Source organism: Candidatus Margulisiibacteriota bacterium, assembly GCA_041650635.1.
GTDB lineage: Bacteria > Margulisbacteria > WOR-1 > JAKLHX01 > JBAZKV01 > JBAZKV01.
Genome location: JBAZKV010000034.1, coordinates 1 through 10,851 on the forward strand (window position 1 = coordinate 1; position 10,851 = coordinate 10,851).

At 51.1% G+C, this 10,851-nt stretch carries 9 protein-coding genes and 1 tRNA gene; all 10 read right to left on the minus strand.

All coding sequences use genetic code 11. The features are described 5' to 3' along the window. A partial coding sequence (rpoC, locus tag WC490_07740) for a DNA-directed RNA polymerase subunit beta' (protein ID MFA5098492.1) occupies nucleotides 1–3,951 on the minus strand: 3,951 nt, incomplete at its 3' end. Next, nucleotides 3,948–7,232 (minus strand): DNA-directed RNA polymerase subunit beta, encoded by a 3,285-nt coding sequence (gene rpoB / locus WC490_07745; GenBank protein ID MFA5098493.1) that lies wholly within the window; start codon nucleotides 7,230–7,232, stop codon nucleotides 3,948–3,950. The genes rpoB and rpoC, both read right to left, overlap by 4 nt. Continuing rightward, complete coding sequence (gene rplL / locus WC490_07750) at nucleotides 7,219–7,590, minus strand: 50S ribosomal protein L7/L12 (GenBank protein ID MFA5098494.1); 372 nt, start codon at nucleotides 7,588–7,590, stop codon at nucleotides 7,219–7,221. The genes rpoB and rplL overlap by 14 nt, the downstream gene beginning before the upstream one ends. Nucleotides 7,591–7,595: 5 nt before the next feature. Further along, nucleotides 7,596–8,144, minus strand: a complete 549-nt coding sequence (rplJ, locus tag WC490_07755) for a 50S ribosomal protein L10 (GenBank protein ID MFA5098495.1) — start codon at nucleotides 8,142–8,144, stop codon at nucleotides 7,596–7,598. A 2-nt stretch (nucleotides 8,145–8,146) separates the two neighbouring features. After that, nucleotides 8,147–8,857, minus strand: a complete 711-nt coding sequence (gene rplA / locus WC490_07760) for a 50S ribosomal protein L1 (GenBank protein ID MFA5098496.1) — start codon at nucleotides 8,855–8,857, stop codon at nucleotides 8,147–8,149. Then, nucleotides 8,854–9,279: a 50S ribosomal protein L11 gene (rplK, locus tag WC490_07765; protein MFA5098497.1), complete on the minus strand. Its 426-nt coding sequence runs from the start codon at nucleotides 9,277–9,279 to the stop codon at nucleotides 8,854–8,856. The genes rplA and rplK overlap by 4 nt, the downstream gene beginning before the upstream one ends. A gap of 2 nt (nucleotides 9,280–9,281) precedes the next feature. Then, a complete protein-coding gene (nusG, locus tag WC490_07770) occupies nucleotides 9,282–10,055 on the minus strand; it encodes a transcription termination/antitermination protein NusG (protein MFA5098498.1) in 774 nt (257 codons plus the stop codon). Between the two features lie 2 nt (nucleotides 10,056–10,057). After that, nucleotides 10,058–10,279 (minus strand): preprotein translocase subunit SecE, encoded by a 222-nt coding sequence (secE, locus tag WC490_07775; GenBank protein MFA5098499.1) that lies wholly within the window; start codon nucleotides 10,277–10,279, stop codon nucleotides 10,058–10,060. Nucleotides 10,280–10,291: 12 nt separating this feature from the next. Next, nucleotides 10,292–10,364, minus strand: a tRNA-Trp gene (locus tag WC490_07780). An 87-nt stretch (nucleotides 10,365–10,451) separates the two neighbouring features. Beyond that, complete coding sequence (rpmG, locus tag WC490_07785; protein ID MFA5098500.1) at nucleotides 10,452–10,601, minus strand: 50S ribosomal protein L33; 150 nt, start codon at nucleotides 10,599–10,601, stop codon at nucleotides 10,452–10,454. Between the last annotated feature and the right edge of the window lie 250 nt (nucleotides 10,602–10,851).

A 10,851-nucleotide genomic window follows, 5' to 3' on the forward strand; every position in this document is an offset into this window, starting at 1 on the left:
GCCGAGCAGCACCTGCTGTGCCGTGGGTTTTTCGCCCTTTACATCCTCGCAGATAGCTTCAAAGTCGGCTTTATCCTTGAGTTCTCCCGGAAGCAGCATGGTATCTCCTGACTCTACGATCCTGATCTTTTTGGTCATCTGGCGAACCACGACCTCTATGTGCTTGTCGTGGATGGTAACGCCCTGCGCCCTGTAGATCTTTTGGATCTCGTTGACAAGATGCTTTTGTGCCGCCTCTACCCCTTCTATCCTGAGGACATCGTGCGGATTTATTGTGCCGAATGTAAGAGGGGCGCCCTTGCGCACATGGTCGCCTTTTGCCACCCTTAACCTCGTCTCGTAAGGAACGACATATTCCAGTTTTTCGCTCTTCCCGCCATGTATCACTATCTGCCTTGCGCCTTCTGCATCTATAATGTTGACCTCTCCGTCCATCTCGGAAAGGATAACTGTATCTTTGGGACGCCTTCCTTCGAACAACTCTTCCACGCGCGGCAGACCCTGAATGATATCTCTTGTCTTGCTGGGATCTCTGCGCACGCTCTCAACCTTGGCGATCACTTCGTAGGCCTTAAGGTCCTGGCCGTCCGCAAAGAACATCCTGGAGCCCGAAGGTATCTGGTAGTATTCGCCCGGGGCGATTATGACATTGTGATGTTTTGCCTTGTCCTCTATGTCTATAACGGCGCCCGGCGTTCTGGAAAGGACATTAGCCGCAAGTTCGGTGCCAAGTTTGACCGGGTCCCCGAACTTGACAAAAGGCTTGACGCCTTTTGGTATCTCGTACTCTTTTATCATCTTGGGGTTGTAGACAAAGACCATCCCGTCGTTCTTTGTGACCGTTTCCGCGATCGCTTTTTCCCCGGCCTTCTTCTTTCTCTCAAATGTATCTATATCAATGACCCTTATCCTGCCTTCTGAGGTGGAGATTATATAATCATAGGTAGGATCGTATTCGGCTATCACGCTTCCGGCAGAAGCATGGCTGCCGTCGGTAAGCTTCATCACCGAGCCGACAGGTATCGGATATTCCTCTTCCCTTTCTTTTGCCTTTACAGTAACCTTTGACTCCCTGGTCACAAGGTTGACCTTGACGCCGTGGTCATCCGCAAAAGATTTTACCTCGAGCTCCTCGCCCCATTTGACCTTGCCCGGATGTTTGGCCTTGATGCCTATCTTTGCGGTCTTGTGCAGAGCAACGCCTCCGGTGTGGAACGTTCTCATTGTCAGCTGAGTTCCGGGCTCGCCGATAGACTGGGCGGCTATCACTCCAACCGCCTCTCCGGTGTTTATGAGGAGTCCGGTAGACAGGTTCTTGCCGTAGCAGGCTTTACAGATGCCTCTCTTGCACTTGCAGGTGAGCGGGGAGCGGACCTCCACCGATTCTATCCCGGCATCCGAGATCTGTTTTGCCGATTCTTCCTCGATCTCCTCCCCCGCCTCAATTATCACCTTGTTCGTTATAGGATCGCTTATTCTCTTTGCGGCAACTCTTGACACTATCCTCGCGGATATCGGGACTATCTCTTCATAGCCTTCTTTTATCGGAGTGATCACGAGGCCTTTCTTGGCGCCGCAATCATCCTCTATTATCATGACATCCTGAGTAACATCCACCAGCCTTCGTGTAAGATAACCGGAATCAGCCGTCCTGAGAGCGGTATCCACAAGACCCTTTCTTGCTCCGTAGCAGGAGATAAAGTACTCGGTCACGCTAAGGCCTTCTTTAAAGTTGGTCTTGATAGGAATTGAGATGATGTTGCCGGACGGGTCCGCCATTAGGCCCCTTATGCCGGAAAGCTGTCTTACCTGGTCAAGAGAGCCTCTTGCTCCGGAGATAGACATAAGATAAACGGAATTGAGCTTGTCGAACTCGTTCAGGAGCGCCTGCGTGACACTGGAGGTAACTTCGCTCCAGATATCCAGAGCTTTTATGAACTGCTCCTTAGCAGAGATGGTACCGCTCTTTTCCATCTTTTCGAGCTGTTCCACTTCGGCCTCGGCCCTTGATACTATCTGGCGCTTTTCTTTGGGAATGACAAGATCGTCCAGACCTATAGAAATACCCGCAAGAGTGGCGTATTTAAAGCCAAGGCGTTTGATCTCGTCGGCTATCTGCGCCGTAACGGCAGAACCATACTTAACATAGCACTCCTTAACGAACTGCTCCACCTTTTTTTTGTCAAAATTCTCGTTGCGGTAGTTGAGCTCTGCCTCCGGCAGCTGCCTCTTGATCGCCCTTCTCATCGTGTGGTTGAATTTGATCCTTCCGACCGTAGTTTCGATAAGCTCCCCATCCATCCTTACCTTGATCTTTGCGTGAAGATGGATGATCTCAGTATCATGTGCGATCATCGCCTCATCCTCGGAAGCAAAAATCATCCCTGCGCCCCTTGGCTGGTTCTCGTCAATAAAGGTCATATAATATGTGCCCAGGATGATATCCTGAGTAGGAGTAACTATAGGCCTGCCGGACGCCGGCGAAAGCAGGTTGTTGGCGGACAGCATCAGGACCTTGGCTTCTACCTGCGCTTCGGTCAGCAAAGGAACATGCACGGCCATCTGGTCGCCGTCAAAGTCGGCGTTAAAAGCGGTGCAGACCAGAGGATGTATCTGGATAGCTTTACCTTCTACAAGTATCGGCTCAAAGGCCTGGATGCCCAGCCTATGGAGCGTGGGCGCCCTGTTAAGCATTACAACATGGCCCTTTATGACCTCTTCAAGAATATCCCAGACAACTATATCTTTTCTTTCCAGCTGCCTCTTTGCGCTCTTAACATTTTGGGACAGGCCTTTTTCCACCAGTTTGCGTATAACAAAAGGTTTGAAGAGCTCAAGCGCCATCTCCTTGGGAAGACCGCACTGGTGCATCTTTAGGGACGGGCCCACCACGATAACCGACCTTCCTGAATAATCGGCGCGCTTTCCAAGCAGGTTCTGCCTGAACCTGCCCTGTTTGCCTTCTATGATGTCCGTAAGGGACTTGAGAGGCCTTCCAGTTGTTCCGGTAACCGCCCTCTTTCTTCTGCCGTTGTCGATAAGAACATCCACTGCTTCCTGCAGCATCCTCTTTTCGTTGCGGATGATCATCTCGGGAGCGCCCATAGCGATCATCTTTTTGAGCCGGTTGTTCCTGTTAAGTACCCTTCTGTAAAGGTCGTTCAGGTCCGAGGTGGCAAAACGGCCGCCTTCCAGCTGTACCATTGGTCTAAGGTCCGGAGGCATTACCGGGATAACTTCAAGTATCATCCATTCCGGCCTGTTTCCGGATTTAAGGAAGTTTTCGGCGGTGCGCAGCCTCTTGATTATCTTTATCCTCTTTTGTCCTGCGGATCCTTTCAGGTCTTTCCTGAGGGTCTTGACCAGAGCGGAAAGGTCTATCTGAGCAAGAAGCTCTCTTATGGGCTTGGCTCCGGTCTCGGCCTTGAGCGCGCTGCCGTATTTTTCCTTTAGGTCCTGATATTCGTTCTCTTTGAGCACATCACCTACGGACAGTTTTGTCTTGAGAGAGTCAGATATCTCCGTCACGACATAGGAATCATAGTAAATGACCTCTTCTAGGTCCTTGTTGGTTATGTCAAGAAGCAGTCCCACATAGCCCGGGATGCCGCGCAGGAACCAGACATGGGAAACAGGCACGCAGAGCCTTATGTGCCCCATTCTTTCCCTGCGGACCCTTGAAGTGGTGACCTCAACTCCGCATCTTTCGCAGATGATGCCCCTATATCTGACCCTGCGGTATCTGCCGCAGTGGCATTCCCAGTCTTTGACCGGGCCAAAGATCTTTTCGCAGAACAGCCCTTTTCTTTCGGGCTTAAAGGTCCTGTAATTGATGGTTTCCGGCTTCTCGACCTCTCCGTATGACCAAGAAAGTATCCTTTCGGTAGAGACAAGCCCTATCTTAAGATAGTCGAACCATGCGCCTTCCGGACGATGTATCTTTTCGGTCATTTTTCCCTCTCTTTTGACAAGGATGATCCGCCAAAAAATCCTCTGCCGCGCCTGGATTGCTGCACCTGCTTGCTGTCTTCGTCAAGATTTATCTCTTTGCCTTCTTTTGTGATGAGCTTGAGGTCAAGCCCGAGGCTCCTGAGTTCTTTTACAAGCACTTTGAAGGATTCAGGCGTACCCGGTTTTGACATCGGCCGCCCCTTTATAATGGACTCGTAAACTTTTGCCCTTCCGCCGACATCGTCCGACTTTATCGTCAGCAGCTCCTGCAGGCAGTGCGCCGCGCCGTAGGCTTCCAGCGCCCAAACCTCCATTTCGCCGAACCTCTGTCCGCCGAACTGCGCCTTTCCGCCGAGAGGCTGCTGCGTAATAAGGGAATAAGGTCCTGTAGACCTTGCGTGCATTTTGTCGTCAACAAGATGGATGAGCTTCATTATGTACATGGTGCCGCAAACGACCGCCCGGTCAAAGGTCTTGCCGGTCCTGCCGTCCCGCAGCTCCACTTTGCCGGTCTTGGTAAGCCAGCCGCTGCCTGTTTCAAGAGCCGCCCGCTCCAGTTCTTTTTCTATGGGCTTTATCGAAGCGTCTTCTTCAAAAGTCTCATAGAATATCGGGACCTCGTAATTGCATCCAAGGTGCCTTGCCGCCTCTCCGAGGAGGAGTTCATATATCTGGCCCACGTTCATTCTTGACGGAACGCCCAGAGGGTTCAGCACTATATCAACTGGAGTTCCGTCCGGAAGGTACGGCATGTCTTCCATCGGAAGGACCCTGGACACAACGCCTTTATTCCCATGGCGCCCGGCAAGTTTGTCGCCGATCGAGAGCTTTCTTGACTGCGCTATGTAGACCCTTATTATCTCGTGAACTCCGGGAGGAAGCTCGTCGCCGTTCTCCCTTGAAAAGGTCTTGACCGAGATCACTTTCCCGACCTCTCCCGGCGGAACTTTGAGCGAGGTGTCCCTCATATCCCTGGCTTTGTCGCCGAAGATCGCCCTTAAAAGTTTTTCTTCGGCAGGAAGCTCGGTCTCTCCCTTGGGAGTTACCTTGCCCACCAGAATGTCGCCCGGCTTGACCTCGGCCCCAACAAGGATCACTCCGCGTTCATCAAGGTTCCTCAAAGCGTCCTCGCTTACATTCGGGATCTCTCTAGTTATCTCCTCCATGCCGAGTTTGGTGGTCCTGACATCCACCTCAAGCCTCTCTATATGTATAGAGGTCAGAACATCGTCCCTTACAAGCCTTTCGCTCACAAGGATAGAGTCTTCATAGTTGTATCCTTCCCAGGGCATAAAGGCCACCAGGATGTTCCTGCCAAGAGCTATCTCTCCTCCGTCAGTGGTAGAGCCGTCCGCTATCACCTGTCCCTTTTTCACCTTTTGCCCCGCCTCAACTATCGGGCGCTGGTGCAGGCAGGTGTTCTGGTTGCTCCTCTGAAATTTCTTTAGCGAGTAAGTCTCGGTCTTTCCTGAATCGTTCTTAATAGAGATCTCGGTAGAAGTCACTTTTGTCACGGAGCCTGAAGAATCGCACACCAGAGGGATCTTTGAGTCAAGCGCCGTCTGTTCTTCTAGCCCGGTACCCACAAAGGGAGCCTCCGGACACAGCAGAGGAACCGACTGCCTTTGCATGTTGGCACCCATCAGAGCCCTGTTAGCATCGTCATGTTCAAGGAAAGGTATCAGCGCAGTGGTTATGCCTATGACCTGTTCCGGGGCAACTCCAATATAATCCAGGTCTTCCGACGGCACCACCACAAATTCCCGCTTGAACCTTGCGGGAACTTTGCTGTCCAGTATCTTTCCGTGATCATCTTTCCGAACATCGCACGGCCCTATTTTATAGTAGTCTTCTATATCTGCCGTCATGTACTCTATCTTGTCGGTCAATTTTCCGTTGACTACCTTAAAATAGGGTGTCTCTATAAAGCCGTACTCATTCACTCTCGCATAGGTGGAAAGGGAAGAAATAATACCCGCATTGGGGCCTTCAGGAGTCTCGATAGGACAGACCCTGCCGTAATGGGAAGGATGGATGTCCCTGACCTCAAAGCCGGCCCTTTCCCTGGTAAGACCTCCAGGTCCAAGAGCGCTGAGCCTTCTTTTGTGCGTCAATTCCGAAAGCGGGTTGGTCTGGTCCATGAACTGGGACAGCTGGGACGAACCGAAGAACTCACGGAAAACCGCCACTATCGGCCTGATGTTTATCAGCTGCGAGGGGACCAGTTTTTCTCCGCTTTTTATGACCATCTGCTCGCGGATAAGGCGCTCCACACGGACAAGCCCCACCCTGAACTGTCTCTGCAAAAGCTCTCCCACCGACCTGATCCTTCTGTTGCCTAGATGGTCGATGTCGTCCGGCATGCCCTCTCCCAGATTGATCTTGATCAGGGTCCTTACTATGCCCAGTATATCGTCCTTGGTTATGGTCCTCTTGCTTTCAGCTACATCTATGCCCAGCCTCTTGTTCATCTTGTACCTGCCTACCCTGCCGAGGTCATACCTCTTGGCGCTGAAGAAAAGGTTGTTGAGGTAGGTCTGCGCGCCTTCCGCCGTAATGGGATCGCCGGGCCGCAGTTTTTTATAGATGTCGAGAAGCGCTTCTTCTTTTGGCATTATCGGCGCTTCTTTGAGCGTCTTTCTCCTGAACTCGTTATCGCACAGCGCCGAGTTTATCTCTTTTTCTGTGCAGCCGATAGCGCATAAAAGCTTGGTTATCGGTATTTTGCGCGTCCTGTTTATCCTGGCGTGGATAACATTCTGGGCATCGCTTTCTATCTCAAGCCAGGAACCTCTGTCGGGCACGATAGTGGCATAATAGGTCATTTTGCCGGCGCGCTCCGAATGCTTGCTCCCGCGGAAATAGACGCCCGAAGAGCGGACCATCTGGCTGACAACGACCCTTTCCGCCCCGTTTATCACAAAGGTGGCGCTTTCCGTCATCAGAGGAAGGTCCCCGATAAATACTTCCTGGGATTTTACCTCGCCGGTCTCCTTGTCCAGGAGCCTTGCGGTAACCTTAAGGGGGGCGCAATATGTGACCTCCCTGATAAGGCAGTCCTCCAGGCTGTATTTAGGCTTTTCAAGTTTATAGGCGCCCGTAAATTCCAGCTCATACTTTCCGCCATGGCCCTTTATGGGAGAAATATTCTTTAATTCCTCCTTGAGCCCCCTGTCCAAAAAGTCCTGAAAGGAGCTTTTCTGCATCTCCAAAAAATCCGGCGGCTTAAGTTTTTTTACGGACCTAGGGTAAGGATTTATCCTTTTTTTACTTGATTTCAACTGCGCCTCCCTGCTCTTCGAGCTTTTTCTTGATCTCTTCCGCTTCGGCCTTCTTGATCTTGGTCTTTACCGGCTTCGGCACGGTGTCAACTATGTCCTTTGCCTCCTTGAGCCCGAGACCCGTCAGCTCCCTTACTACCTTCAGGATCTGGATCTTCTTGTCCCCTACGGAGGTAAGGATAACATCAACCTCGTCCTTGGCTTCTTCGGCCGGGCCTGCCGCTGCCGCCGCTCCCATCACCGCCACCGGAGCCGCTGCCGTTACGCCGAACTTTTCTTCCAGCTTTTTGACCAGCTCGGAAAGCTCCAGCACCGTCATCCCTTCGATCGTAGTCATCATCTCTTCTAAATTAGCCACTTAACTCAGCCTCCCTTCTTTTTTGAAATAGCATCAAGCGTGTAGACCAGCTTTCTCACGGGCCCTGACAACACATTAACAAAACCGCTTATCGGGCTCTTCATGCCAGCAAGGGCCATTGCGATCAGTGTTTCCCTTCCGGGAAGGGCCGCGATCTTTTTGACCATCGAGGCATCGACAAACCTGCCTTCCATGACGGCGCCTTTAACGGCCGGTTTTTCATTCTCTTTAAGGAATTTTGAAAGGACTTTTGCCGGGCTTATCGGATCTCCGTAGCCAAAAATAACAGATGTCGGTCCCGCAAGTATCGGGCGGATCTTTTCAAGATTATCGCCCTCAAAGGAGCGTTCCGCCAAGGTGTTCTTTACGACCTTGTAGACCGCCTTTTCTTTCCAGAGCTCGTTGCGCAGTTTGGTCATCTGCGCCACGGTAAGGGCGTTGTGGTCCGTAAAAACAATGATACTGCTTTTACTTATGCTTTCCTTGATCTCGGCCACTGCAGAGACTTTTTCAGGCCTGGGCTCCTTTACCGCCTTTTTTGCTTCCTTGATCATGATCAGTCAGCCTCCTGCGCGTTCTTAAGCGCTTTTTGAACATTAAGTTTTATCGACGGCCCCATTGTAGAAGAGATGTAGGCCGACTTAAAATACAGCCCTTTAAAGGCACTGGGCCTGGCCTTGTTAACCCCCTCAAGCACAGCCATGATATTTGAGGCTATGGCTTTTGCGTCAAAAGACACCTTGCCGATGCCAAGGTGAATGACGGCGGATTTGTCGGGTTTGAACTCCACTTTGCCCGCCTTAAAATCTTTGACAGCCTTTGAAATATCATTAGTAACGGTACCGGCCTTTGGATTTGGCATAAGGCCTTTTTTACCGAGGACTTTGCCGAGCTTGCCTACGGAGGCCATAACATCCGGGGTAGCAAGAAGAAGGTCAAATTCAGTCCAGCCGCCCATTATTTTTTCCACAAGGTCATCCATTCCAACATGGTCGGCCCCCGCCTCCTGGGCCTCTTTATACTTTTCACCCTTTGCCAGAACGGCAAGGGTCACTTTTTTGCCGGTCCCTCCGGGAAGAGCCACAGTCCCCCTCACATTCTGGTCGGTCTTTTTGGGGTCTATCCCCAGCCTTATAGAAAGGTCTATGGTCTCGTCAAATTTTGCCGGGGCGGTCTTTTTGAGGAGCTCGACTGCTTCTTCTATAATGTATAGGGCGTTCCTGTCAACAAGCTTTGCTTTTTCGGCGTATTTCTTTCCTGTTTTCATCCTTTTATCTCGATTCCCATATTTCTTGCCGTCCCCTCGATTATCCTGCTGGCAGCTTTTATGTCCCTTGCATTGAGGTCAGGCAGTTTGATCTGCGCTATCTCCTCGACCTGTTTTTTTGTTACGGACCCGACCTTGTTCCTGTTGGGCTCTCCGGAACCTTTTTCCACCCCTGCCGCTTTTGTAAGCAGCGTCGAAGCAGGCGGCGTTTTCAGGACAAAAGTAAAAGACCTGTCCTCATATATGGATATCTCCACAGGGATGGTCATGTCCCCTTTGTCCTGGGTCTGGGCATTGTAGGCCTTGCAAAACTCCATAATGTTGACGCCGTGCTGCCCCAGGGCAGGGCCTATCGGAGGCGCCGGATTGGCTTTGCCCGCCTGTATCTGGAGTTTTACCTTTGTCTTAAGAGCTTTTGCCATTGTTATATTATTTTTTCCACCCGGTCAAAGTCGACCTCGACCGAAGTGTCCCTTCCAAAGATGTTTATCATTACCTTCAATTTTGATTTGCCCGCGTTTATTTCTGAAACCGAACCCGTATATCCCCTGAATGAGCCGCTGATTATCCTGATCGGCTCACCAACTTCGAACTCAACCGTGATCTCTTTTTCCTTAATGCCTATCTGTTTAAGCACCCTTTGCATTTCCCTGTCAGTAACTGGCACCGGATGGGTCTTTCCGCCTATGAACCTTGCCACTCCCTGCGTCTGCCTTATCTCGAACCACACTTCCTCGTCCATGATCATCTCAACAAAAACGTAGCCCGGGTACATTTTTCTTTTGCGGACCACCCTTTTGTCGCCCTTAACTTCCACCGTCTCTTCTTCCGGAACAAGCACCCTGAACACTTTGCCGCTCCAGCCGCGGGTTTCTATCTCATTTTCTATTTTGGCCTTTACCCTGTCCTCCATCCCAGTAAGGGTCTGCACTATATACCACTTTGGCTCCTGCACCGGTTTAGGCTCTTCAGTAACAGGCGTTTCGGCCGCCGGAGCCTCAACTTCGGCAGCCTTAGGCTCGGCTTCGGGCTCCTGCGCTTGAGCTGCCGGAGCTTCGACCCGGGCCTCTTCTTCGGCAGGGGCAGCAGCCTCCTGCACGGGAACCTGTTCAGGGGCTATCGGAGCCTCTGGAGCCTGAGCCTCCTGCTCGGGAGCTTCCGTATTCTCTGTTTTTGCTTCGGCCAAATTCTCTTCCATGATCACAACCTTACATTTATATTGTCGGTCAAAAATTTAAAGATCTTGACGAACGAAACATCGACCAGAGTTATAAAGACCGCCGACAGAGCCACTATCACAAGTATTATCACGGTCGCAGTGGTAATATACCTTCGGTCCGGCCAGACGACTTTCTTTGCTTCCGCCTCGGTCTCCTTTAAGTACTTTTTTACCGCTTCCGCTATCTCTTTTATCTTGTTCATTCTATTTCCACACAGGTGGGACAGGAATCGAACCTGCAACCTGCGGTTTTGGAGACCGCTGCTCTGCCAGTTGAGCTACCCACCTAGACTCGCGCGAGCGAGGCTCCTTGTCCTTGTCCTTGTCCTTTTTCGCTCGTAGGACAATAACAAGGACAAGGACTAGATGGCAGCCTCATTTCTCTTCCTTGTGCAAAGTTCTTTTTCTGCACGACGGACAATACTTCTTAATGTTTAATTTTTCCGAGCCCGGTTTTTTGTTCCTGGTGGAGGCGTAGTTCTTCCGTTTGCAGGTCCCGCACGACAGTGTGATAATTTCTCTCATAAATCTGGCTCACATTCCTTCTTTATCAAAGACAAAAATCCCCCGCGCACAAATATCCTCCGCTTCCAAAAACTTTGGAAATTCTGCGAGGTCAGTCCTTTTTCAGAACACTTTTATTTTACATCCGCGGAACGAGCTTGTCAATAGGCTGTTTAGCAAAGGCAGCCAAGGGTGTAGGGTCAAGGGTATAGTAGACGGTTTTCCGGCTTGACCCTTGCCCCTTGACCCTAATCAAGCACTGCTATCTTTC

What these genes read in the sequence shown, in the direction of transcription:
- rplJ (MFA5098495.1), bottom strand. Translation starts at nt 8,144, where the DNA reads ATGATCAAGGAAGCAAAAAAGGCGGTAAAGGAGCCCAGGCCTGAAAAA.
- rplA (MFA5098496.1), bottom strand. Translation starts at nt 8,857, where the DNA reads ATGAAAACAGGAAAGAAATACGCCGAAAAAGCAAAGCTTGTTGACAGG.
- rplK (MFA5098497.1), bottom strand. Translation starts at nt 9,279, where the DNA reads ATGGCAAAAGCTCTTAAGACAAAGGTAAAACTCCAGATACAGGCGGGC.
- nusG (MFA5098498.1), bottom strand. Translation starts at nt 10,055, where the DNA reads ATGGAAGAGAATTTGGCCGAAGCAAAAACAGAGAATACGGAAGCTCCC.
- secE (MFA5098499.1), bottom strand. Translation starts at nt 10,279, where the DNA reads ATGAACAAGATAAAAGAGATAGCGGAAGCGGTAAAAAAGTACTTAAAG.
- rpmG (MFA5098500.1), bottom strand. Translation starts at nt 10,601, where the DNA reads ATGAGAGAAATTATCACACTGTCGTGCGGGACCTGCAAACGGAAGAAC.